General features: G+C 63.6%; 21 protein-coding genes. All 21 read right to left on the reverse strand.

The features are described 5' to 3' along the window. On the reverse strand, positions 1-753 hold the full coding sequence (gene fliR, locus DY201_RS09295; protein WP_115730949.1) for a flagellar biosynthetic protein FliR: 753 nt from the start codon (positions 751-753) through the stop codon (positions 1-3). Next, positions 750-2,840 (reverse strand): flagellar biosynthesis protein FlhA, encoded by a 2,091-nt coding sequence (flhA, locus tag DY201_RS09300; RefSeq protein WP_115730950.1) that lies wholly within the window; start codon positions 2,838-2,840, stop codon positions 750-752. The genes fliR and flhA overlap by 4 nt, the downstream gene beginning before the upstream one ends. Before the next feature lie 123 nt (positions 2,841-2,963). Continuing rightward, entirely contained in the window at positions 2,964-4,607 is a 1,644-nt protein-coding gene (locus DY201_RS09305) for an MFS transporter (protein WP_115730951.1), read from the reverse strand. Between the two features lie 371 nt (positions 4,608-4,978). Continuing rightward, positions 4,979-5,245, reverse strand: a complete 267-nt coding sequence (gene fliQ / locus DY201_RS09310) for a flagellar biosynthesis protein FliQ (protein ID WP_067958500.1) — start codon at positions 5,243-5,245, stop codon at positions 4,979-4,981. Further along, a complete protein-coding gene (gene flgD / locus DY201_RS09315; protein WP_115730952.1) occupies positions 5,242-5,649 on the reverse strand; it encodes a flagellar hook assembly protein FlgD in 408 nt (135 codons plus the stop codon). Before flgD ends, fliQ begins: the two co-directional genes overlap by 4 nt. Further along, on the reverse strand, positions 5,649-6,089 hold the full coding sequence (gene flbT / locus DY201_RS09320; protein ID WP_115730953.1) for a flagellar biosynthesis repressor FlbT: 441 nt from the start codon (positions 6,087-6,089) through the stop codon (positions 5,649-5,651). The genes flgD and flbT overlap by 1 nt, the downstream gene beginning before the upstream one ends. Then, positions 6,086-6,433 (reverse strand): flagellar biosynthesis regulator FlaF, encoded by a 348-nt coding sequence (flaF, locus tag DY201_RS09325; RefSeq protein WP_115730954.1) that lies wholly within the window; start codon positions 6,431-6,433, stop codon positions 6,086-6,088. The genes flbT and flaF overlap by 4 nt, the downstream gene beginning before the upstream one ends. A 26-nt stretch (positions 6,434-6,459) precedes the next feature. Beyond that, positions 6,460-7,503, reverse strand: a complete 1,044-nt coding sequence (locus DY201_RS09330; RefSeq protein WP_115730955.1) for a flagellar hook-associated family protein — start codon at positions 7,501-7,503, stop codon at positions 6,460-6,462. Positions 7,504-7,507: 4 nt separating this feature from the next. Continuing rightward, positions 7,508-8,962: a flagellar hook-associated protein FlgK gene (flgK, locus tag DY201_RS09335; RefSeq protein WP_115730956.1), complete on the reverse strand. Its 1,455-nt coding sequence runs from the start codon at positions 8,960-8,962 to the stop codon at positions 7,508-7,510. Positions 8,963-8,998: 36 nt separating this feature from the next. Further along, complete coding sequence (locus DY201_RS09340; protein WP_115730957.1) at positions 8,999-10,252, reverse strand: flagellar hook protein FlgE; 1,254 nt, start codon at positions 10,250-10,252, stop codon at positions 8,999-9,001. Between the two features lie 65 nt (positions 10,253-10,317). After that, entirely contained in the window at positions 10,318-10,986 is a 669-nt protein-coding gene (locus DY201_RS09345; protein WP_115730958.1) for a response regulator transcription factor, read from the reverse strand. A gap of 212 nt (positions 10,987-11,198) precedes the next feature. Continuing rightward, positions 11,199-11,705 carry a transglycosylase SLT domain-containing protein gene (locus DY201_RS09350; protein ID WP_115730959.1) on the reverse strand — a complete coding sequence of 169 codons (507 nt, stop codon included), beginning with the start codon at positions 11,703-11,705 and terminating at the stop codon, positions 11,199-11,201. Positions 11,706-11,718: 13 nt separating this feature from the next. Then, positions 11,719-13,020, reverse strand: a complete 1,302-nt coding sequence (fliK, locus tag DY201_RS09355) for a flagellar hook-length control protein FliK (protein ID WP_115730960.1) — start codon at positions 13,018-13,020, stop codon at positions 11,719-11,721. After that, positions 13,017-14,381, reverse strand: a complete 1,365-nt coding sequence (locus DY201_RS09360; RefSeq protein WP_115730961.1) for a chemotaxis protein MotC — start codon at positions 14,379-14,381, stop codon at positions 13,017-13,019. The genes fliK and DY201_RS09360 overlap by 4 nt, the downstream gene beginning before the upstream one ends. Then, the gene (locus tag DY201_RS09365) at positions 14,378-15,703 is read right to left on the reverse strand and encodes a MotB family protein (RefSeq protein WP_245431943.1); all 1,326 of its coding nucleotides are present in this window, start codon (positions 15,701-15,703) and stop codon (positions 14,378-14,380) included. Before DY201_RS09365 ends, DY201_RS09360 begins: the two co-directional genes overlap by 4 nt. Continuing rightward, complete coding sequence (locus DY201_RS09370) at positions 15,700-16,317, reverse strand: hypothetical protein (RefSeq protein ID WP_115730963.1); 618 nt, start codon at positions 16,315-16,317, stop codon at positions 15,700-15,702. The genes DY201_RS09365 and DY201_RS09370 overlap by 4 nt, the downstream gene beginning before the upstream one ends. Beyond that, positions 16,317-17,966, reverse strand: a complete 1,650-nt coding sequence (fliF, locus tag DY201_RS09375) for a flagellar basal-body MS-ring/collar protein FliF (protein WP_115730964.1) — start codon at positions 17,964-17,966, stop codon at positions 16,317-16,319. Before fliF ends, DY201_RS09370 begins: the two co-directional genes overlap by 1 nt. 174 nt (positions 17,967-18,140) lie before the next feature. Next, entirely contained in the window at positions 18,141-19,142 is a 1,002-nt protein-coding gene (locus tag DY201_RS09380) for a flagellin N-terminal helical domain-containing protein (protein WP_115730965.1), read from the reverse strand. 321 nt (positions 19,143-19,463) lie between these two features. After that, complete coding sequence (locus DY201_RS09385) at positions 19,464-20,441, reverse strand: flagellin N-terminal helical domain-containing protein (RefSeq protein WP_115730966.1); 978 nt, start codon at positions 20,439-20,441, stop codon at positions 19,464-19,466. A 290-nt stretch (positions 20,442-20,731) separates the two neighbouring features. Continuing rightward, entirely contained in the window at positions 20,732-21,715 is a 984-nt protein-coding gene (locus tag DY201_RS09390; RefSeq protein ID WP_115730967.1) for a flagellin N-terminal helical domain-containing protein, read from the reverse strand. A 294-nt stretch (positions 21,716-22,009) separates the two neighbouring features. Further along, a complete protein-coding gene (locus tag DY201_RS09395) occupies positions 22,010-23,107 on the reverse strand; it encodes a flagellin N-terminal helical domain-containing protein (RefSeq protein WP_115730968.1) in 1,098 nt (365 codons plus the stop codon). Positions 23,108-23,310 lie beyond the last annotated feature (203 nt).

The following is a 23,310-nucleotide window of genomic DNA, read 5'->3' on the forward strand; positions in this document are numbered from 1 at the left end:
CTATCTCCCCACAGTGATGTCTACGAAGCCGTCGGCAAACAGGCTGAGCATGGTGGCGATGCCGAAATACATCAGCACCAGGCCACCGGCGACGACGAAAGGCAGCGAGATGAAGTAGACCGGGATTTGCGGCGTCAGCTTGTTGACGAAGCCGATCGTCAGGTTGATCAGGATGGCATAGGCGACGAACGGGCTGCCGAGCCTCAGCACGACCATGAAGCTCTCCGAAAGGGTGTCGGTAACGTCAACGAGGGCCGCCTGCGGATTGAAGAACATGTTGACCGGCGCGACCTCATAGGAGGCGACGAGCGCGCGGATGATCTCGTGGTGGAAATTGAAGGTAAACAGCAGCAGCAGTGCTGCGATCGAGATGATCGAGGCCAGCGCCGCCTGCGGCTCGTTTTCCTCGATGGCGTGACCGCCAACGCCGCCAAAACCGATCAGCATGGCGATTGCCGAGCCCATGAACATCAGCGCCAGAATGTAGAGCCTGGCCATCAGGCCGATCAGGCCGCCGATCAGCAGCTCGGACGCGATCATCGGCATCAGCACGCCAGGACGGGGGTCGACGAAGGGAAATATCTGGTCCCAGAGGTGGACCAGCAGCCCGCCGGTGGCGGCTACCGCGACGAACAGCCGGACATGCATAGGCACGCGCACGCTCGATATTCCAGGCATCAGCATGAAGCAGCCGCCGATGCGACAGAAGGCGAGGAATGCCGCAAGGACCATGCCTTGCGCGGCGGCATTCATGAGACCGTACCGAGCACGCGCAGTTCGACGCCCTTTGCGATCTCGACATGGCTGAGCACCGGCAGGGTCGGGAACAGCCTTTCGATAATCATGCGAACATAAGGACGTGCGTCTGGAGCCGTGACGATGACGAAGCGCTCGCCGGTTTCGAGATGGGTGCGGATCGTCTTCGAGGCGTCCTGGCCGAATTCCTCGAGCTGGCGCGGGTCGATGTCGAACTCGCGCACTTCGCCCTTGGCGTCGCGCTTGAGGCTCTGGTGGAAAGCAAGGTCCCAGCGGTTGCCGAGACGCAGCACCTTGAGCACGCCGGCTTCGCTGAGATCGCCGCAGATCTGTTGGGCCATGCGGATGCGGACATGCTCGACGATCTGCTCGGTGCGGCGCACATGCGGCGAGATCTCGGCGATGGCCTCGATGATGAGGTGGAGGTTGCGGATCGAGACACGCTCGGCGAGCAACAATTTCAGCACTGCCTGCAGGCCCGGATAGGTGATGTGCGAGGTGCAGATCTCGTCGGCGAGCTTGCGGTATTCGGGATCCTGGCGCTCGAGCAGAGCCTTCATGTCCTTGTAGGACAGAAGCTGCGGCAGATTGTTGCGGATCACCTCGGAGAGATGGGTGAGCAGCACCGACATGTTGTCGGCGAAAGTGAACTGCTCGCGCTTCAGGTCCTCGGCGAAGGAATCGAGCACCGAGAATGCGCGCATGCCGAAGGCCGGCTCGCGCACTTCCTCGCCCGGAATGTCGGGCAGATCGCGCGAGCCGAGCAGCACCATGATCTCGCCGACGCGCATCTGGTACTCGGCGACGACCGTGCCGTGGACCTTGATCTGGTAGCTCTTGGGCGGGATCGAGAAGTCGTCGGTCATGCGGACTTCCGGCACGACGAAGCCGTATTGGGTGGCGAACTTCTTGCGCATCTTCGACATGCGGAAGGCGAGTTCCTGATGCGTGGCGAGCAGGCGCGTCGAGAGTTGCTTGCCGATCAGCAGCTCGATCTCGGCGGTGGCGAGCGATGCCTTGACCGAGTTCTTTTCCTCTTCGACCTTGTCGGCCTCGACCTGCTCCCTTTCAGCGTCGACCTCGGCCATGCGGCGCTTGTGCTGCATCGGGATGAAGTAGCCGAGTGCTGCCATGGCAACCGCAAGCGAGAGGAACGGCAACATCGGCAGTCCGGGCACGAGCGAGAGCAGAAGCAGCAGGCCGGCGGCGACGTAGAGCGCGCGTGGATAGGCGCCGAGCTGGCCGAACACCGCCTGGTCGGCAGAGCCGCGGGTGCCGCCCTTGGAGACCAGCAGGCCGGCGGCGAGCGAAACGATGAGTGCCGGGATCTGGGTGACGAGGCCGTCGCCGACCGACAGCTTGATGAACACGTCGGCGGCTTCGCCCATGCCCATGTCGTGTCGGAAGTAGCCGATGGCGATGCCGCCGACGATGTTGATGGCGGTGATCATCAGACCGGCGATGGCGTCGCCGCGGACGAATTTCGAGGCACCGTCCATGGAGCCGAAGAACGAGCTTTCCTCTTCCAGTTCGCGCCGACGCAATTGCGCTGTCTTGTCGTCGATCATGCCGGCTGAGAGGTCGGCGTCGATCGACATCTGCTTGCCCGGGATGGCGTCGAGAGTGAAGCGGGCGCCGACTTCAGCGATACGCGTCGCACCCTTGGTGATGACGATGAAGTTCACCACGATCAGGATCAGGAACACGATCAGGCCGATGACGAAATCGCCGGACATGACGAGGTTCGAGAAGCCGGAGATGACGTAGCCGGCGGCATGCGTGCCTTCGTTGCCATGCGACAGGATCATGCGCGTGGTGGCGATGTTGAGCGACAGGCGCAGCATCGTGGCGATCAGCAGGATCGTCGGGAACGACGAGAAGTCGAGCGGCCGCTGGATCCACAGCGCGACCATCAGGATCAGCACCGAAATGGCGATCGAGAAGGCAAGCCCGACGTCGATCAGGAAAGCCGGGATCGGCAGGAACAGTACGGCAAGAATGATGACGATGCCGACGGCGAAGAAGACGTCGCGCCCGTTCTTGGGTGCAGCGCCTGCGCCTGAAATGGTTTCGCTGATCGCCATTGATGCTTCCGATCGAATCCCGCCGCGCGCCAATGCCACGGCTGCCTGACCCTATTGCCTCAAGCTTGCGCGAAGGTGGGAGGGAAGCATGCATCTTCCTCGCCCCGTTTGCGGGGGAACCCGTCAATGCAACTCGATATGTCCCTTGTGGCTGCCCAGGGCGGCCGCAAGGCTGGTTGGGCGTTCGATGAGGCGGTGGACGCGGGGTGGCTGGGGGCCGCTGTGCAGGGCGCGCAGCTTGTCACCGATGACAGCGTCGGCATGGGTGGCACGCTGGTTGTGGCGGATGTATTCGAGCCAAGTGGGCGTGTGGTAGGTCTCGACCCATATCTCGGGGTTCTCGAGGTCTCGCGCCAGTACCCAGTTGCGGGCGCCGTCGCGACGGCGGACACGGCGACGCTCGGTCATGGCGTCGAGGAAGGCGGGCACGTCCTGCTCGCGGATGATGAACTCGATTGAGATGACGATGGGGCCTGAGCGTGGCCGGACATCGAGCGCCAGATGCGGCTCGCGGAAGCGGTTGAGCGGGTCGAGGTTGAGCGCCGTGTGTTCCGGCAGTGGCAGCAGGAAGCCGATCGCGGCACCCACCAGCATGACGATGCCAGCGGCGACAAGAGCGGTTGCGGCACCGTTGCTTTCGGCGACGAGGCCCCAGATCCAGCTGCCAAGCGCCATGCCGCCGAAAGTTGCCATCTGGTAGATCGACAGCGCCCGGCCGACGACCCAGCGCGGGGTCGACATCTGCACGGTGATGTTGAAGTGCGACAGCGCCAGCACCCAGCAGGCGCCGCCGATGAGCAGGCCGGCGCTGGTCAGCCAGGCGTTGGAGCTGAAAGCGGCGATCCAGCTGCACAAGGCGAAGCCGAGGAAGGCCGAACGCACGATGGACTCGCTCGACAGGCTGCTGCGGATACGGCCGCTGATCAACGCGCCACCGACCGCGCCGACGCCAAAGGCGCCGAGCATGATGCCGTAGGTGAGCGGGCCGCCGGCGACAAGGTCGCGGGCGACCAGCGGCAAGAGCGCCTGGATGACGACGGCGGTGAAGCCGAAGGCGAAGCTGCGCAGCAGCACCTTGCCGATGTTGGGCGACATGGCGACGTAGCGCAGGCCGGCCCCCATGGCCTGGCCGAGCGTTTCACGCGGCAGCGGGTTTGCCGGATATTCGGGGCGCCAGCGGAAAAGCACGAAGATGATGGCGAAGTAGCTCAGCGTGTTGACGGCGAAGGCTGCCGCCGCACCGGCGGCGGCGACGATGATGCCGCCGATGGCGGGGCCGACGCTGCGCGTCATGTTGAAGCCCATCGAATTGAGCGCGACCGCCGCCGGCATGACGGCGCGGGGCACCATGTCGCCGACGGAGGCCTGCCAGGAGGGGTTGTTCAGCGCTGTGCCGCAGCCGATGAGGAAGGTGAAGGTGAGGAGCAGCCAGGGCGTGATCAGGCCGAGATAGGCAAACAGCGTCAGCGCTGCCGAGACTGCGAACATGAAGCACTGCGCAGTCAGCATGACGCGGCGGCGGTCATAGCTGTCGGCGAGCGCGCCGGAGGCGAGCGAGAACAGCATGATCGGCAGCGAGATCGAGGCCTGGACCAGCGCCACCATGTCGGATGATGTGGCGATCGAGGTCATCAGCCAGGCGGCGCCGACCGACTGGATCAGGCTGCCGAAATTCGACGCCAGACTGGCGAACCAGACGGAACGGAAGATGCCATGCTTGAAGGGCGCGAGTGCCGAACCTTGCTCGTACTGGTGGTCGTCTTCCATGCGCCAAGCCGGCTGAGCCGGGTGCCCTCGTGTGATTTGCCGCTACAGCGCCACGCGTCCTTCGGGAGGCGCAAAGGACGCCGTGGCCCTCATGTGTATGCAGGATTGGGAATCGGTTCCGATCCTGCCGCTACGACTAGACCATGATCGGCGGGCGGGGTGAACCCATTTGTATGAAACCGGCATGGGCCAGTGGCGGCGCGGCTAAGGTCCACAGGGGATTGAGGTGAGGCCGGCCGGCAAATGGCGGCATCTCGGCTTCCGGTGCTCACGTACCAGATGGAAGCTCCGCTCCGGTTCGCGAAAGCCGACATTTTCGGCGCGGCTTGGCCCGAATCCAGGCACCTCTGCAAACGGGACAATGGATGCCGTCAGAAGCCGTTTTCGATGCGCTCGAAGATGACGTTGGTGAAGCTGGAAATCTGGGCGCCGATGAACGGGCCGGTCAAAGCCACCACCAGGAAAATGGCAACGATCTTGGGCACGAATGTAAGCGTGATTTCCTGGATCTGGGTCAGGGCCTGGATCAGGGCGATGCCGACGCCGACAAGCATGGCTGCCGCCACCGCGGGCGCGGAGGCGGTCAACACGGTCCAGATGGCGAACTGGACAAGGTCGAGGGCATCGGCTTCGTTCACGCGGCGGCCTTGACCTTGACGCCCGCAACGACTGCAACCGTCTTGCCGTCGGACAGCACGGCGGTGACGCCGTCCTTGGCGAGGCGGACCTCGGTGACGGTGCCGGACGTCTTGCCGTCGGCCGAGGTGATGTTGCGGCCGATCAATGCATCCGCCTGGGCGAGTGCAGACGACTGCAGAATCTGATCGAGGCGCGCATTCATCTGCACCGACTGCTCGACCTGCGAGAAGGTGGCGAGCTGGGCCACATACTCGGTCGATTCCATCGGCTTGGTCGGGTCCTGGTTCTTCATCTGCGCCATGAGCAGCTTGAGGAAGGACTGGTAGTCGACCTGGGTCTTGGAGCCGGTCGACTTGTTGGTGCTGGTATTTGCGTTGACTGGCGCGGTGAAATCAATGGCCATCAGAATTTGCCTCCGGCTGCGACGGCGCGTTCGACGGGCTGGGAATCGTTGCCGGCGATGATGCGCTGCTCGAGTGGGTAGAGAGAACGGATGGTCTTCAGTGCTTCGTAGACGTGGTCTTCGGCAACGAGGCGGTCGACATGCTTGAGGCTCGACAGGATCTCGGCATTGTCGAAGGTCGCGAGCAGCAGCGGCAGCGAGCGGCGGAACATGTCGCGCGCCTGGACTGCGCCGATCGGGTCGACCAGCATCACCTGCAGGATGAAGTAGAGCTGGCGCAGCGGCGTCGAAGCCTGCTCTGGCTGCAGCACGTGGCTTTCGAGCAGGAATTGCACATCGTTGAGCAGCTCGAGCGAGACCTTGCGGTCGGCACGCACGACGGCACCATTGATGTAGATTTTCTCGTTGGCCTTCAGCGATATCTTCAGGGTGTTTTTCATTGGATGCCGTCGCGGATGATCTGCGAAACCTCGATCAGGCCTTCGAAACTGTCGGCGCGGCCCTGGCGGATGTCTTCGGATTCACGCAGCAGCCACAGGCCGATCGAGATGAGATTGGCTCGCAGTTCCTTGGGCAGTGCGTTCTCGGGATTGCCGAGATCGTCCATCAGCGAGGTCCAGACGCGGTTGGTGAAGTTCAGCGCGGCGATCGCCTCGTTGGAGTTGGCTCCGGCTTCGCTGGCCTTGGTCAGCATGTCGATCGAGCGGCTGAGAAGCTGACGTTCGCGATCCCGCGCATCGGCGACGGAGTCGGTCTGAATGTCGGCATAGGAGAATTGATACATATGCGTCCCGTTTGTTGCCGTTCAGGTCAGAGGTAGTTCATCAGGCTGAGCTTCTGGATGCGTGCCGTCAATGCGTAGGATTTCTCGATCATCGAGATCAGGTCGCTGACGCGCGTCGCCGCCTTCTCGGGGTTGACGCCCTCGGTGTTGATAATGTGGCGCTCGAACAGGTCCATCTGCATCTTGATGCGGTCGGTGGCGTTGGTGACGCGCTGCTCGATGATGCCGGTCTGCGATTCAAGCTGGCCGATGTCGCTGATGGCGGTGCCGATGATCGAGACCGCGCGGGTGACGAGCGCGCCGCGCGCAGCAGCACCGACATTTGAATCGAGCAGGTCGCTGACCATTGCGGCAGCCATGGCAACCTTGCGAATGCCGACATTGTTGGCGCTGACCGAGGATTCGGTGGTCTCGTTGAGCGTGATGCGGCTGGTGATGCCTTGGTCGGTGGCGTTGGAGAAGTTTGCCTGCCAGCCGGCGCCGAGGAACATCGGTTCGACGACCGAGGTCATGAAGGTATTCATCTGGGTGGCCGAGATGGACTGCGCCGCCGGATCGTTCTGGGTGAAGCCGAAATGCGTCTGGAAGGCGGCGTCGAAGGCCGCCTTGGCCGGCGAGCCGGCCTTGAATTCGTTGATCGGCTTGACGTCGGTGTTGGTTCCGGCGAACAGGTATTCGCCGTTGAGGCTGGTGTTGAGCACCGAGGTCAGCGTGTCGAGCGTGCCGCGCGCAGCCTTCTGCGTCAGCGCATAGGCGGCATCGCCGGAAGAGCTGCTGGTCAGGCTGGCGAGGAAGGTCTGGGCTGCCTTGCCGACCTCGTTGAGCGACTTCTGCGTCGCCGACAGGCGCGACGACACCAGGCCGTTCGAATCGACGATGCCTTCCAGCCGCGAGTGGTCGCGGTGGAGCGTGGCCGACTGAGCGGCGCGGGCGCCAAGGGACAGGCCGATGTCGGCGACGAAGCCGGTGGTCGCTTCCTTCTGCGCCTTGATGAGCTCCGACTGCTGGCGCATCATCGAGTAGCGCAGGGCGTTGGTGACCGCGGAGGAGGAGACGAATGTTGCTTTCATCGCGCTATCTCACCGCTGCCAGGAGTGCCGCCAGCATGTCGTCGACGGCTTTCATGAGCCGTGCCGAGGCCTGGTAGGCGTGTTCGAGTTCGAGCATCAGCGACATCTCGACGTCGACGTTGACAGCGGTTTCGTTGGAAAGCGCTTCCGCCGTCCGGACGGCCAGCGCTTCCTTGGTCTCGGCAGCAGTGGAGGCTTGCTTGCGCATGGCCTCGAACCAGCCGATCGAGTTGGTGGTGAAGGTGCTGAGGCTCGAATTGGTGGCGATGCCGGCGGCCGGATCAAAGGCCATCGTCTGGTCGATGCGGTTGCCGTAGGAGATCAGCAGGTCGGCATAGGAGGCGTTGCCGGCGGGGTTCTTGACATAGGCGGCACCATTGATGCCCCCGTCGCGCAGCAGCTTGGGGTTGCCGCCGACTTCCGGGTCGACCGCGGGATTGATCTTGATCGAGCGCGCCAGGCCGTCGACCAGCACGCCGGCCGGCGGAACAGCCGGGCCACCCGACCAGGTGAACAAGCCGGCCTGGTCGGCGAGCGCGGGCGCGGTTTCGGAGAAGGCGGTGATCAGTCCACGCGCCATCTCGTCGAGCTGCGCCTGCATCGTGGTGGCAACGCTGTCGCGGACCTGGATCAGGGCGGCGAGCTTGCCGCCGGCGTCGGTGTTGGCGCCGATGCCGGGCTGGAGCGGCACGCCGTCGATCAGGATCTTGTTGCCGGTGACACCGGCGGAGTAGCCGGCGAGCGGAGCGAAGCTGACCGTGCGCGGGATGGTCTCGAACAAGGTCGTGCCATCACCTGTGGTGATGACCATGTCGTTGTCGCCTCGCCTGAAGGTCGAGATCGGCACGATCTCGGAGATCTTCTTCAGGATGGCATCGCGCTGGTCGAGGGAATCGTTGACATCGCGTCCGGCGCGGGTGCCCTGGATGATCGCCTTGTTGGCCTGCTCGAAATCGGCGAGCAGCCGGTTGAGGTCGTCAACGGTGGTGGCGATTTCGCCGTCGGTCTCGGTACGGATGCGCTGGATGGCGTCGCTGCCGTCGTTGAGCGAACGCACCACCTGGCGGGCGGCGTCGATCGCCGCAGTGCCGAGGTTCTGGTTCGAAGGGGCTGCCGCATATAGCTGCAGCGCCTGCTGGAACTTGCCGAGCACTGTCGCGACTGAAGTCTTGTTTTCCGAGCCGTTGACGTCCAGCGACAGCTTCTGCAGCCCTTCGAGAAGCGTGTTCTGGCCGGTAAAGTCGGCCAGAGCAGAGAGGTTCTGGCGGAACAGCAGTTCGTTGGTTGCACGCTGGATTTCGACCACGCGCGCCCCGGGGCCGGTGCTGGCGAGCACCGCCGTGCGACGCACGTAGTCAGGATTTGATGCATCCGCGACGTTGCGGGAAACAGTGCTTGTCTGGCGCGACGTGTTGCGAAGCGCAGATTGGGCTATGCTAATGGCAGACGACAGCGACATGCTATGTTTTTCCAGCGGGCGATAAGCCCGTCAGTCCTATCTCTTCAGGTTGACGAGGATATCCATCAGGTCCGCTCCGGTTTGGAAGACCTTGGAATTGGCAGTGTAATTACGCTGGGACTCGATCATCGCGGTGAGTTCCTCGGCGATGTCGACGTTGGAGTTTTCGAGCGCGCCCGAAATCATCTTGCCGAGGCCGCCGGAGTCGGCAAAGCCGATCTGGACCGGTCCGGAGTCGGCGCTTTCGCGGAACACGTTGCCTGAAAGGCTGTTCAGACGATCGGGGCTCGCAACGTCGGCCAGCGGGATCTTGTATAGGGGCTTCATCGAGCCGTCAGCGTACTGGGCGTACATGGTGCCGTCGGTGTCGATCTCGACGCGCTCGATGGTGCTCGGGCCATTGCCGTCGGCGACAGCCTTGGTCACGGTGTAGGGCGAGGCAAGCTGCGTCATCTTGGAGATGTCGAGGCTCACCGCCGCACCGTTTGGTACGGTAAAGTTGAGGCTGCCCGCGCTGGTCAGCTTGCCGGTGGTACCGTCGAAAGTCATGGAGCCGCTGGTCAGCAGGCCGCCCGCGGCATAAGGGAACGATGTTCCGGGCGCCGCCTTGGACTGGTCGAACACGGCGACGTCCCAGGTGTTGGCACCGGTCTTGGTGTAGTAGATGTCGACGATCTTCTTGGCGCCGAGATTGTCATACATGACCATCGACGACTTGGACGTGTAGGTCGCGCCGGCGGCGTTGCCGCTCGGTAGCGGGCCGGTTACGACGGCCGCGTCGCTCTGCAGGTTGGCCGTGAAGGTGGCGTTCTTGGTCGGCAGCGCCGTGAGCTCGGAGCTTGAGATCTGGACCGGAACGAGACCGTCGAAGCCGTTGGCGGTAGCGGCAGGCACGCCGTTGGCGTAGCTGTAGCCCATCAGCTGGTAGCCGGCGGCATTGATGAGGCGACCCTGGCCGTCGGGCACGAACGAGCCGGCCCGAGTCAGGTAGGGCGATCCGGAAGCATCCTGGACGACGAAGAAGCCGTTGCCCTGGACCGCGAGATCGGTGCCCGAAGTCGTGTACTGAAGCGTGCCGTCCTTGGCGATGGCGTTCAGCACCTTGGTGGTGACGCCGCCGGAATTGTAGGCGCCGGGCGTGCTGGGCAGGACCAGCGACGAGAATTCGGTATAGGCGCGCTTGTAGCCGGTCGTGCTCGAGTTAGCGATGTTGTCGGCGACCGTCGACAGCCGGTTCGCCTGGGCATTCATGCCCGAAACGCCGGTTCGCATCATTCCGTAAAGGCTCATCGGTGGTCTCCTCAAATCTCATGCCACGTTAGTGAAGTTACGTGGCATGTCTTGCGCGAGGCTGGTCAGACGATCAGCCGGTAGCCGAGGAAACGCTTCGAATCGATCGGGTCGTGGCCAAGACGCTCGCGCAGCTTCTTGCGCAGCTTGGAGATGTGGCTTTCGACGACGTTTTCTTCGACTTCTTCATCGAAGACGCCGTAAATCGCGTTGAAGACCTGGGTCTTGGTGACCCGGCGGCCGCTGTTGCTTGCCAAATACTCAAGGATGCGTCGCTCGCGGCGCGGCAAGGGCATCGGTTGACCGTCGATCTCGGGGTCGCGTCCATCCATGAAGATGCGCATCGCACCGATCTGGGTGAAGCCGGTGTCTTCCTGGGCGCGGCGGCGGATGGCCGAGATGCGGGCGAGGATCTCGCGGATGTGGACCGGCTTGCGGATGACGTCGTCCACGCCCGACTCGAAAAGCTTGAGCGTGTTTTCGAGATTGTTCTGTTCGCTGAGCGCGATCACCGGTGCCTTGGAGCGGTCACGCAGCTGGCGCGGCGAGATCGAGCCCTCGTTGCAGTCACCGATGAGGAAGGCGCGAACCGAGCGCAAGTCCTCGTCGGGAGCGCTGGTGACCCATTCGCCGAATTCGGTCGAACGGAAGCCCGCGCACGCCACGCCTTCCCTGTCGAAGAGTGAATTATATCCGTTGGTGACGAGCTCTCGCTCATCCACGATTACGATCATGATCCCGCCCCCGAATCAGTAAAAATGCCCTGTTAACCATTCGGTAATGGGTCGGGACCAAGGCGACCAATCGTGAATTCTTGCCGCTATTTTTTAGGGAGTCCGGAATCGCATGGGTTGAGCGGGTTGCACGATATGCGTGCATCCTTGTCCAAGCCTGTCGTTAATGAGGGGAGGGCGGCCCGTGTCCGGTTTCGTTCGGCTGAAGACGCCTATGGGTTGCAGAAGGTCCGGGCGTTTTCAGTCCAGCGGCCGAAGCCGGTGGCGACCATGTTGGCGATGACGCGACAGACGTAGCGCTTCTGGGCGGGGTCGTTGTTGGGGCCGGCATGGTAACGGGCAACCGCCATCGACCAGGACTCGTGGCGTGAGTGCAGGCTGACGAGGAAGCGCGCGGCATAGTCGACATTGAGGCGTGGGTTGAGCATGTCGCGCACCGAGCGAAACTCGGCGGCGTGGTAGCGGTGATTGATCTGCATGCAGCCGAGGTCGATCAGCGTCTTGCCTTCGCCACGGGCCGTCTCGAAGGCGGCAATGGCTTCGGCCTCGCTTCGAGCGAAGACAGCTTTTCCCTCTATGTTCAAGGCGTTAGGCTGCAGGCTGCCTTTCTTTCCGGTCTCGGTCAGGCCAACGGCATAAAGAATGCCGACAGGCACGCCATAACGGTCGGCGGCACGCAGGATCTCGGGCTCGCACGGATTGGCCGCAGCCGTGGCCATGCCAGTGGCGACGCTAGATATAGCGGCTGCTGCCAGGGCGATCAGCGTTAGACGACGAGATGTTGCGTGAATTGCCGTCATCATTTGCCGCTCTCCCACTCTGACGTCCATTGCCGGAATTTGCCCCTTCACCACCCGATCCGTCCGACTGGGCGGACGCCTGGTCGCGGCTTGCGAAGCCGGAGGAGGGACCGCCGTCGCCGCGCGCGGTCGTCGACTGGGGCTGCAGGATGGTGACGCGATCGACATCGAAGCCGAGGCCGCGCAGGGCGCTGTTGATCGCGTCCCGGTCAGACGAAAGCCTGTTATAGGCCTCCGCGTTCTCAACCTCGATCTCAACCGATAGTTGCTCTCCGACGAGATGGAGATTAGCCGTGACCATGCCCAGTTCGACGGGGCGCAACTGGATCTTGAGAACCTGTGCGCCGGGGGTGCTGGCGGAGCTGTTCTGGAGCTGCTGGACCGAGGACGCGGCTGCGACATGGCGCGGAGCACCGGAGGCGATGTCGAGAGCCAGTGCGCCCGCGGTGCCGGTGGCGCCATTGCCTGCCGGAGCCGGGATCGACTGCTCCGACATGACGGTGACAATGTTGCCGACGGCAGGCTGTTCGGCCTGTCTGACGGGCGTAGGCCGCGCTTGTTTGTCGGCGCTTGCAGCGGTGTCGCCGGCAGCTCCCGCTTCCGGCACTCCAGGCTGTGACTTCTGCTGTGCATCCGACGCGGAGGCCACCGCGGGTGTCGTAGCAGGTGCCGCTGCTTGTGGCGCGGAGCCGGTAGCGGCCGAGCGTGCTGACTTGCCGCTGGCGACGAGTGCCGCGAGTTCCGTCTCGGCCACTTCGCCCGGTGCGTCCGGCTGTTTGCCGGCATCGGCGGCTTCGACATCGGTTGTGTCGGCGGTACCTGCTTTCGCCGGCTGAGCGCCCGCCTTGCGCAGCTCGCTCAGCGCAAGCACCAGCGGCAACGCAGGCTCGTCGGTCTTCTCTGCCTTGACTTCCTGTGCCGTCGTATCGGGTTGCTGCGGCTCGGATAGTTCAGGCGTCTCGCCCTCTGCGGTTTTGCCGGTCCTGGGCGTGTCGCCCTCGGTTTCGGCAAGTGCGTTGCGCGCGGCAAGGCGCTCGGCAAGCTTGTTCAGGCCCTTGGGACGCGGGGCATCATGGTCGGCCGCATGGCCCTTCGATTTCGGATCACCCTTGTGGGGCGAAGCGAGGGCCTGGCCGAAATCGGGCTGGTCGTCGTTGGCGAGGGCGTTGCGCTCGTGGCCCGATGAATGGCGGGTGAGCGGGCTCGCCAGTGCCGCGCTGATTGCGTCGGTCATTTGGGGGAGCCTCCTAGCAGTTCGTCAATGGATTCAAGCGTGCGGCGCGCTTCGGTAATCTTGGGGTCTTCCGGTTCCGCTGGTTCCGGCTGTTGCGCGGTCAGTGGCACGACCCTGGGCGCTGCCGCGCCCGCCGGCAACTCAGCAGCCGGAGCGGTGGGTGCAGCCGCTTCGGCGGGCGCAGAGGGCGCAGGGCTTGGCGCCTCGACGGAGTCGGGGATCATCGGATCCGCTGGCGGCGGCGCGATGTCGATCGGCGCCGGCGGCAGGTCGCTGATATCGATGGGTTGTGACGCACTGGCAGATGTTGCCGGCACGGCCGAAGTAAGTTCGGAGGCGACCGCCTCGACGGCGTCCAGCAAGGCGCGGTCGCCCTTGGACAGCTTGTCGCGATCGATGCCGCCGAGCTTGCCCAGCATGTCGACCGCGGTGCCGGAGGTGACCGAAGACAGGCCGGAATAGAGCTGGGCGCGCGGGTCGACGGGACCAGGTGCTCCATCGCGGCCCTTGTCCGCCTTGGCGGAGGCAAAAGCCGAGAGCTCGGTCAAGCCGTCGATGGCGGCACGGCGGGCAATGCGGAGGTAAACGACCTTTTCCTGCTCGGCCTCCATCATCGCCGTCATGTCGGCGAGCGTGTCGAGATTGATCGACTTGTGCAGGGTAACGACACCGGCGACGAATGCGTCGGCGAACTGGCTGGCATAGGGCGAGCGCAGGTAGTTGCGGACATATTGCGTCGAGTTGCGCATGAAGCGAGCGCCGTCGTCGAGCCTGCTTGCAAGTGCCACCGAACGGCGCAGAGCGGCTTCCTCTACGAGCGTGCCGGGGCTGAGCAGCCTGGCCTGGTCGAACAGCTTCATCGCCTGCTCGGGCTGGTCGGCTATGCTGACCGAACCCTTGACCAGCGCCAGGAAGGCGCCGAGTTCGGAGATCTGCGTCAGCGGGTCGATCGAGGCGAGCGCCTCGGCCGTGCCCTTGGGTTTGCCTCGGAGATAGTCGATGACACCTTGCGCCAGCTTCTGATCGGCTTCTTCAAGCTCGAGCCGCGACACCACCTGCTCGATCGTCAACGGGTTGCCGCCGCTCATCGCGTAGATCAGCAGGGCACGGAAATTCTTGGCATCCTTGAACGTATCGACTTCGGCGGTGCGCATGCGTTCGTCGGTCATTTCGAGCAACCGGCGCTGCAGCGGGAGCGAGGCCTGGTCGCCGGAGGCGATGCGGTCCTGCAAAAGCTGCAGACAACGCACGAGCTGGTAGGGCGCGAGCGCCGGCGCTTCGCTTGCGACAGCGCGGCCGGGCACGCCCGCAACCAGCAGGGCGATAAGGGCGGCACCGGAAAAGGTCGCCGCGAGCCTCATTCAGTGCGCTCCAGCAGAATTTCGATGCGCCGGTTGGTGGCCGAGAACGGCTCGGTCTTGTCCCTCAGCTTGCGGTCGGCGAAACCGGCAACCTCGACGATACGCTTTTCGTCGAGCCCGGCCCGGGCCAGCATGTAGTAGGCGGAATGGGCACGCGACGTGGACAGCCGCCAGTTGTCATAACCGCCGCCGCGGAACGGGCGCGCATCGGTGTGGCCGTTGATTGAGATGTTACCTTCGTGGGTGGCAAGTGTCTTGGCGATCTTTTCCATGGCGAGCACGAGCTGCTTGCGCGGCACGGCGGAGCCGATCTCGAACATGCCGAAGTCGAACTGCTCGGTGACCGAGATAACGACGCCCTTGTCTGTGGCGACGACCGAGAGACCGTCGGGCAAGGCGCCGCCGCCCGACTTGATCGCCTCGGCGAGTTCGCGCCTGATGGCATCGGCGTCGTTGATGGTTTCGCGCGCCGGCGCTTCGTTCTTGGGCTTTGGCGCCTCGGCCATAGCTTCGGCTTCGTTGGTATCGCTCTTGGGTGCGTCGCCCGGCTTGGCGGCGGTCTCGCGCGCCGTGGGAACGGGCGTCAGCTGAACGGGTGGTGCCTGCTCGGCGAGCTTGGCTTGCTGTTCCTGCGCCTTCACCGGGTCGGTCTTGGCCGAACGCTCGGTCTTGTCGCCGGGCTTTGCCGGTTCGCCTTCGATCGCGGCCCGCTCGGCGCTTGCCTCGGCGGCCGGAGTTGCGACCTGCTCGGTCCAGAAGTCGGGCGCGAACGGGTCGCGATAGGCTTCGCCGCCCGAGGCGCCACTGGCCGGGCCGGCGTTCTGGGCGCCGCCATCGTTGCGTTCCGAGATATTGGCCTTGGCGCCGGTGTCCTGGGCGATTTCGGCGAGCACGGCGTAAGGGTCGGCAAACAGGTGCGCGTCGGAGCGGTTGACGGCTTCCATGGCATCGGCGGAGTTCTTCTGCGTCGACGGACCGGCATTGCCGCGGCCATCGGAGCCAGCCTTGGCGCTGGCCTCCTGTGGGTTCTCTGCGGTCAGGCCGACCGCGTTGGGCCCATCGCCGAGCTCTTCGAGGCCCTTGCGGCTGGCGTTGCGGTCGACCAGCTTGACCGGGTTGAAATAGCTCGCCACAGCCGCCTTGGTCTGCTCGTTGGCGGCACTGATCAGCCACATGACAAGGAAGAAGCACATCATTGCCGTCATGAAGTCGGCGAAGGCGATCTTCCAGGCGCCGCCATGGTGGCCGTCGTCATGGTCGGAATGGGCACGCCTGACGATGACGATCTCGTGGCGTGGCTCGGGGCCGTCAGGACCGTTCATGGCAAGGTCTCGGAAAGCGCCGAAGACCATTCGCCGAGGCGGGTTTCGAACAGATTGTCGTCAATCGCGACGCTGAGATCGAAGCCGACGGCCTCGACGAAGTCGACATTGTCGATGCGTTTGCCAATAGCGGCGGCGAGTGCGTCGAACAGGAACTGAGGGCCGCTGACTTTGATGCGTACCGCTTCGCGGTCGGCACAGGCGGCGAGGATGGCGCTGGACAGCGCGTCGATGGAGCGCTGGCGGATGTCGTCGCTGACGAGCGTCGCGACAACGCGGGCGGCGGCGTCGGTGGTGAGATGGACGACGCGCGTTTCCATCTCGGCGATACGCGTGGCGATGACGTCGCCTGCCTCGGCGCCGAAGCGGGCGCCAAGGGCCGCGATTTCTTCGGCGTGGCGCTGGCGCTCGGCCTCGAGCACCAGCTCATACTCCTCGCTGAGTCGCGTGGTCAGGTCGGCTTCGGCCCGGGCGACGGCTTCGGCGACGATCGCCGGGATATCCAGGTCAGGGACGGCCTTGGGATATTCCGCAACAGGTGCTTCGGGCTCGGTCCTATGAGGGGCGAGCGGCGCGAAGTCGGTCAGCCGTTCGAAAAGCGCTGCGATCGACATCAGGCGGCGACCTCGTTGCCGGCCCATTTGCGCAGGATCAGCGCGGTGCGCTCTTCATTGATGTCGACCATGCGGGCGAGGCGGTCCTGCGGGGCAGGGCGCAGCTTGTTACGCAGATCGTCCATGGCATGCGGCCGCTGGTCGGAAAGGGCGACAGGTTCCTCCTCGAAGGAGGCCATGCCGTCGGCGTTGGGCAAGGCACGCTGCATCTCCTCGAAGCTCGGGCCGGCGAAGGTCGGCAGGGCAGGCGCTGCGGACGAACCCGACAGCGCTGCCGCCATCGGCCTCAGGCCGAAGAAGGCGACGAGGAAGACGACGACGATGAAGGCGGCTGCATTGATCAGCGTGCCGGCGTGCTGGCCGACGGAGGCGAGCATGCCGGGGCTCTCGATGACTTCGCCGTCGAGGCCGTCGATGAACTCGACCGCCGAGACGTTGATCAGGTCGCCGCGCTTTTCGTCGAAGCCGGTAGCCGAGGTCACCATCTTCTGGATGTCGGCGACGCGGGCGGCGATTGCCTCTGGTGTTGCGTCCTTGCCGAGGATGGCGGCGAGGCGCTGCTGGTTGACGACGACGGCGATCGACATCTTGGTCACCGAATAGCCGTTCGAGACGGTGGCGATGCGCTTGGAGTTCATCTCGTAATTGGTGATCTCTTCCTTGCGGTCGCTGGCCGAGGTCGATTGCGGGCCGTCGGTGGCGGCAGCCTCGGCGTCGGGCAGGTTCTGCTCGACGGTGGCGGGCGTCGACGACTGCTTCTGGTTCGAATTCTCGTTGGCGCGGACGACCTGGACCGAGCGTTCGACGCGCGATTCCGGATCGAAGATGGTCTCTTCGGTCTGGCGCGAATCGGTGTTGACGTCGGCCTTGACGCTGGCGCGGAAATTGTCGGGTCCGAGATAAGCGGCCAGCGCGCGGCGGATGTTGTCTTCGATCTGGGTTTCAACGGTGCGCTCGACGCCGATGGAGCGGGCAGCACTCGAATTGTTGGGGTCGTCGCCGGCAGCGAGCAGATTGCCGCTCGAATCGAGAACGGTGACGCGCTCGGCGTCAAGGCCGGGCACGGCGGCGGCGACAAGATGGCGGATCGACATGGCGCTCTTGTCGGCATCTATGCTCGCAGCGCGGATGACGACCGAGGCCGAGGGCTTCTGCTCGTCGCGGCGGAAGTTGGCGCGTTCGGACATGACGATGTGGACGCGCGCTGCCTTGATGCCCGAAATCGACTGGATGGTGCGGGCGATCTCGCCTTCCAATGCACGGACGCGGGTGACCTGCTGCATGAAGGAGGTGAGGCCGAGCGAGCCGACATTGTCAAACAACTCGTAGCCGGCATTGGCGCTGGTGGGCAGGCCCTTTTCGGCGAGCAGCATGCGGGCTTGCGCGGTGCTGCCGGCGGGCACCAGCACCGTGGTGCCGTCGGAGGCGACGTCGAAGCCGATGCCGGCTTCGCCCAGCACCATGCCGATCTGGTTAACGTCGGAGCGTTCGAGCCCGACATAAAGCGTCTCGTAGGCAGGCCGGTTGAGATAGACGGAGGCCACGCCGACGATGGCGATCACCAGCGCTGCGATACCACCCAGCATGGCGAGACGGCGTGGGCCGAAACTCCTGAGATTGGCGACGATGCTCTGTAGCTGTTCGGGCACGTGCGTAAGTTCCCCGCAATACTTTCCGGAGAGACCCTAGCCCGCGAAGCTTGTGCGAAAATGTTATGGGCCGCGCAAGATGCGCGGCCCATGACATTTCGTCGGATTGTTCTCGCTGAACCGCCGCCTGGTTTCAGGCGGCGCGGCCTTCGAAAGCCGAGACCAAGTCAAACATCAGCTCTTAAACAGCGACAGGATGTTCTGCGAGTTCGAGTTGGCGATCGACAAGGCCTGGATACCAAGCTGCTGCTGGACCTGGAGGGCCTGCAGGCGGGTCGATTCCTTGTTCATGTCGGCATCGACCAACTGGCCGACGCCGCGGTCGATGGAGTCCATCAGGCTGGTGGTGAAGGTCTTCTGCAGGTCGATCTGGCTCTTGGCAGCGCCGAGCGTGGTGGCGGCGTCGGTCATTTCGGCCAAAGTGACTTCGGCGACCTTGACCATCTGCAGGATCTGGTCGTAGCTGAAGCCCTTCACCGAAAGGGTTGCAACAGCGTAGCCGTCAGTGGCGGCGACGGCAGCACCGGGGGTCGTGGGATTGACGGCCGTGTTGTCACGGGCACCCGAGGTGCCGAGGCGCAGGCCTTCGAGGATGCCCTTGTTGACGTTGTTGGTGGCGGCGGCATCATAGAGCTTTACGCCCTGGACCTTGATGTCGATGGTTGCCAGCGTGACGGTGCCTGAATTGTCACGGATGAAGCCCGATACGATCTTGGCGTCGTTGTGGACGCCGGCCGCCGAATGGCCGGCGGCCGTGGTCGAGTTGACGGAAAGCCAGTTGGCGCCGGAGAAGCTGGCGCTGTCGGCATAGCTCTTGAGCTGCGCCTGCAAGGCCTTGATCTCGACGTCGATCTTGTTCTTGTCAGCATCCGAGCCGTTGGCTGCGGCAACAAGCTTGACCTTGATGTCGTTGAGGGTGTCGATCGACTTGTGCATGGCCGTGTAGGCGGTGTCGACCTTCGACGCGCCGAGGCCGAGCGCATCCTGGACAGTGGAAAGCGCCCTGTTGTCCGAACGCATGGTGGTTGCGATCGACCAGTAGGCGGCGTTGTCGGAGGCCTCTGCGACGCGGTAGCCGGTCGAGATGCGGGCCTGGGTGGTATTCAAAGCCTTGTTGGTGGTGTTGAGGCTCTGAAGCGCCGTCAACGCCGAAGCATTGGTCATGATACTGGACATCGAAATAAACCCCTCTGTCAGAGCCGCGCGTTCTGCCGCCGCGAACCGGTTGCGGATGCCGTACGTTCTGCCTGCGGCAGCCGAACCGTCATAGCAATTGGTTAACCATAACTACGAACTTATGGTTAACGGCAGATTAAAGACCGCACGCCGACAGGTCTTCGAATTTACCGTTACGTGGCGGAATCTATGCTCGCCGTAACTTGCGCGAGGCTAACCCGCGATGCCAGGCGAGTGGAAAGGCGGTGGGGAAATGAAATCGGGCCGCACCCTTGGGGTACGGCCCGATTTCACGACTGGAGATGTCCTGACACAGACGCGTCAGCCCTTGAACAGCGACAGGATCGACTGCGAGTTGCCGTTGGCGATCGACAGCGCCTGGATTCCGAGCTGCTGCTGGACCTGGAGGGCCTGCAGGCGGGTCGATTCCTTGTTCATGTCGGCATCGACGAGCTGGCCGACACCACGGTCGATGGAGTCCATCAGGCTCGAGGTGAAGGTCTTCTGCAGCTCGATACGGCTCTTGGCGGCGCCGAGATTGGTGGCGGCCGTCGTCATTTCCTTCAGAGCTGCTTCGACGATGCCAAGCTGCTTGGTCAACTGGGCGTCGGAGTAGCCCTTAACCGCGACCGTCATGACCGAGTAGGTGTCGGTGGCGGCGTCGGTGCCGGGGGTAGGGGCAGACAGCGCGGCGCGGACACCGGTCGTGCCCAGACGCTGGCCATCCAGTATACCGGTCTTGATGGCGGCAGCACCTCCGGTTTCGAAGAGCTTGATGTCGTCGACCTTGACATCGATGGTCGACACCGAAGCGGCACCGGAGGCATCGCGGTTGAAGGCGGAGACGATCTTGACGTCGTCGGCAACGGTGGCCGCAGCGCCGCTCTTGACCGAGAGCATGTTGGTGCCGGAAAAGGTCGCGCCGTCGGCATAGGCTTTGAGCTGGCCCTGGAGCGCCTTGATTTCGGTGTCGATCTTTTCCTTGTCGGCAGCCGAAGCGCCATTGGCGGCGACCAGCTTGACCTTGATGTCGTTGAGCGTGTCGATGGCCTTGTTCATGCCGGTGTAGGCGGTATCGACCTTCGATGCGCCGAGACCGAGCGAATCCTGAACGGTGGACAGCGCCTTGTTGTCCGAACGCATGGTTGTGGCGATCGACCAGTAGGCGGCGTTGTCGGAGGCTTCGGCGACGCGGAGACCCGTGGCGATACGGCCCTGAGTGATGCTGAGCGACTTGTTGGTGGCAGTCAGCGTCTGTAGCGCGGTCATTGCCGACGCGTTGGTGTTGATGCTGGACATGGGAAATACGCCCCTCGAATAAGCAACTTACGGGACATGCCGGGTCGACCGGTATGGCGGCGCGGCATCATGCCAATGAACGCCAGAAGGGGTCACCCGCCATGGAAATGACCATCGCATCTTAACCTTACCGAACTGCTAACAACTCTATGAGGTTCATTTGTTAGGCGGTTGAAATATATAGAGTTTCCTCGGCCTTAGAGCATCGCTGCGCCGGTGCGGGCCCAAACGCAAACGGGCCGCACCTGAGGTTCGGCCCGTCCTGGTACAAGATGCTTGAGACGGTTCGATCAGCCGCGGAAGAGCGACATGATCGACTGCGAGTTGCCGTTGGCAATCGACAGTGCCTGGATGCCGAGCTGCTGCTGGACCTGGAGGGCCTGCAGGCGAGTCGATTCCTTGTTCATGTCGGCATCGACGAGCTGGCCAACGCCGCGATCAATGGAGTCCATCAGGCTCGCGGTGAAGGTCTTCTGCAGCTCGATGCGGCTCTTGGCGGCGCCGAGGTCGGTGGCAGCCGTGTTCATGTCCTTGAGCGCGCTTTCGACGACGCCGAGCATCTGGCTGAGCTGCTGGTCGTTGGCAAACAGCGTGCCGTCGGTCAGCTTCATGGTGGCGACCTGGAAGGTGTCCGCGGCATCGTAGGTGCCGAGGGTGACTGCGTTGGCCGCGCCTTCGACGCCAGCGGCGGTGCGTTCGGAGTCGAGGATGCCCTTGCCGGTCGTAGCAACGCCAGCGCCGGCTTCGTACAGCTTGATGCCCTCGACCTTGATGTCGATGGTCGAGATCGAGGCGGTGCCCGAAGCGTCGCGGTTGAAGGCCGAGACGACCTTGACGTCAGCAGCCACGGCGGCGCCGCTGTTCACCGACAGCATGTTGGTGCCCGAGAAGGTGGCGCCGTCGGCATAAGCCTTGAGCTGGTCCTGCAGGGCCTTCACTTCGGTCTGGATCTTGGCCTTGTCGGCGTTCGACGCGCCGTTGGCGGCGACGAGCTTGACCTTGATCTCGTTGAGGGTGTCGATGGCCTTGTTCATGCCGGTGTACGCGGTGTCGACCTTCGAAGCGCCGAGGCCGAGCGAGTCCTGGACCGTCGACAGGGCCTTGTTGTCCGAACGCATGGTGGTGGCGATCGACCAGTAGGCGGCGTTGTCGGAAGCTTCCGCGACGCGGAGACCGGTGGCGATACGGCCCTGGGTGGTGTTGAGAGCTTTGTTGGTTGCAGACAGGGTCTGCAGCGCGGTCATTGCCGACGCATTGGTATTGATGCTGGACATGGGAAAATACGCCCCGAAAAAAGACAAAAAACAGGGACATACCGGGCCGACCGGTATGGCGGAGCGGCATCATGCCCATGATCGCTGTCGATCACCCGCCATGACGCATCATTCTCATATAGACATTTCTAAAACTCTAACTTTCCAGGAAATAATCGGTCAACCAATGCAGATTTGTAGAATAATCAACTGGTCGGACGATGACCTAATCGCCTGGGCGGAAGAAGGTCCCAAGTAAAAACGGGCCGCACCGAAGTGCGGCCCGTTCTCCGAGATGTGCCTGAGACGGTCCGATCAGCCGCGGAACAGCGACATGATCGACTGCGAGTTGCCGTTGGCAATCGACAGCGCCTGGATACCGAGCTGCTGCTGGACCTGGAGAGCCTGCAGACGGGTCGATTCCTTGTTCATGTCGGCGTCGACGAGCTGGCCGACACCGCGATCGATGGAGTCCATCAGGCTCGAAGTGAAGGCCTTCTGCAGTTCGATGCGGCTCTTGGCGGCACCGAGATTGGTGGCAGCCGTCGTCATCGACTTGAGCGCGCCTTCAACCTTGCTCAGCATCGAGCCGATGAAGGCGTCGGTGACGCCGGCAGCGGTGATGTCGAGGTTGGCGACGGAGACGCCGGTGATGGACGTAGCCGTGCCGTCAGCTGCTGCGGCCGCGGTTGCGGCAGCCGTCGCCGATGCGGTGTCGGTGCCGCCACCTGCCACCGAGGCAGCATAGGCGCTGTCGTAGGCAGTCTGGGCAGCCTTTGAGCTCCAGATTGCGGTCTGGCGGTCGAGGATACCGGCGTTCTTGACGTTGGCCGGGGTGCCGGCGCCCGAATCATAGAGCTTGATGCCTTCGACGTTGACGTCGATGGTCGAGATCGAGGCGGTGCCCGACGCGTCGCGGTTGAAGGCCGAAACGATCTTGGCATCCTGCTGGACACCGGTGTCGGCGGCTGCTGCGGCGCCCGCGGCGTTCTTGTCGGAGGCAACCGAAAGGTAGTTGGCACCCGAGAAGGTCGCGCCGACGGCATAGGCCTTCAGCTGGCCCTGCAGCGCCTTGATTTCGGTCTGGATCTTGGCCTTGTCGGCGGCAGACGCGCCGTTGGCGGCGACCAGCTTGACCTTGATGTCATTGAGCGTGTCGATGGCCTTGTTCATGCCGGTGTAGGCGGTGTCGACCTTCGAAGCGCCGAGACCGAGCGAATCCTGAACGGTGGAAAGCGCCTTGTTGTCGGAACGCATGGTGGTGGCGATCGACCAGTAGGCGGCGTTGTCGGAGGCTTCTGCAACGCGGAGACCCGTGGCGATACGGCCCTGGGTGACGTTGAGCGACTTGTTGGTGGCTGCAAGCGTCTGCAGCGCCGTCATTGCTGACGCGTTGGTATTGATGCTGGACATGGGAATTACGCCCCTAGGAAATGCAAAGGTACAGGGACATACCGGACCGACCGGTATGGCGGAGCGGCATCATGCCCATGATCCCCGAGGGATCACCCGCCATGCCGGGTAATCTCTCCGATACTCCCTACCAAATCGCTAAGCGTTAGAAACATTGCGGATAATCTTGGGATTTATTTTGAATGCTCCGGGCAGACGCAAAA

Origin of the sequence: Aminobacter aminovorans (assembly GCF_900445235.1) — a bacterium.
GTDB classification, from domain to species: Bacteria; Pseudomonadota; Alphaproteobacteria; order Rhizobiales; family Rhizobiaceae; genus Aminobacter; species Aminobacter aminovorans.

Excerpts from the sequence above, each read along its gene's own strand:
- fliR (WP_115730949.1), bottom strand. The coding sequence starts at position 753 with ATGAATGCCGCCGCGCAAGGCATGGTCCTTGCGGCATTCCTCGCCTTC.
- flhA (WP_115730950.1), bottom strand. The coding sequence starts at position 2,840 with ATGGCGATCAGCGAAACCATTTCAGGCGCAGGCGCTGCACCCAAGAAC.
- DY201_RS09305 (WP_115730951.1), bottom strand. The coding sequence starts at position 4,607 with ATGGAAGACGACCACCAGTACGAGCAAGGTTCGGCACTCGCGCCCTTC.
- flgD (WP_115730952.1), bottom strand. The coding sequence starts at position 5,649 with ATGGCCATTGATTTCACCGCGCCAGTCAACGCAAATACCAGCACCAAC.
- flbT (WP_115730953.1), bottom strand. The coding sequence starts at position 6,089 with ATGAAAAACACCCTGAAGATATCGCTGAAGGCCAACGAGAAAATCTAC.
- flaF (WP_115730954.1), bottom strand. The coding sequence starts at position 6,433 with ATGTATCAATTCTCCTATGCCGACATTCAGACCGACTCCGTCGCCGAT.
- DY201_RS09330 (WP_115730955.1), bottom strand. The coding sequence starts at position 7,503 with ATGAAAGCAACATTCGTCTCCTCCTCCGCGGTCACCAACGCCCTGCGC.
- flgK (WP_115730956.1), bottom strand. The coding sequence starts at position 8,962 with ATGTCGCTGTCGTCTGCCATTAGCATAGCCCAATCTGCGCTTCGCAAC.
- DY201_RS09340 (WP_115730957.1), bottom strand. The coding sequence starts at position 10,252 with ATGAGCCTTTACGGAATGATGCGAACCGGCGTTTCGGGCATGAATGCC.
- DY201_RS09345 (WP_115730958.1), bottom strand. The coding sequence starts at position 10,986 with ATGATCGTAATCGTGGATGAGCGAGAGCTCGTCACCAACGGATATAAT.
- DY201_RS09350 (WP_115730959.1), bottom strand. The coding sequence starts at position 11,705 with ATGGCCACGGCTGCGGCCAATCCGTGCGAGCCCGAGATCCTGCGTGCC.
- fliK (WP_115730960.1), bottom strand. The coding sequence starts at position 13,020 with ATGACCGACGCAATCAGCGCGGCACTGGCGAGCCCGCTCACCCGCCAT.
- DY201_RS09360 (WP_115730961.1), bottom strand. The coding sequence starts at position 14,381 with ATGAGGCTCGCGGCGACCTTTTCCGGTGCCGCCCTTATCGCCCTGCTG.
- DY201_RS09365 (WP_245431943.1), bottom strand. The coding sequence starts at position 15,703 with ATGAACGGTCCTGACGGCCCCGAGCCACGCCACGAGATCGTCATCGTC.
- DY201_RS09370 (WP_115730963.1), bottom strand. The coding sequence starts at position 16,317 with ATGTCGATCGCAGCGCTTTTCGAACGGCTGACCGACTTCGCGCCGCTC.
- DY201_RS09380 (WP_115730965.1), bottom strand. The coding sequence starts at position 19,142 with ATGTCCAGTATCATGACCAATGCTTCGGCGTTGACGGCGCTTCAGAGC.
- DY201_RS09385 (WP_115730966.1), bottom strand. The coding sequence starts at position 20,441 with ATGTCCAGCATCAACACCAACGCGTCGGCAATGACCGCGCTACAGACG.
- DY201_RS09390 (WP_115730967.1), bottom strand. The coding sequence starts at position 21,715 with ATGTCCAGCATCAATACCAATGCGTCGGCAATGACCGCGCTGCAGACC.
- DY201_RS09395 (WP_115730968.1), bottom strand. The coding sequence starts at position 23,107 with ATGTCCAGCATCAATACCAACGCGTCAGCAATGACGGCGCTGCAGACG.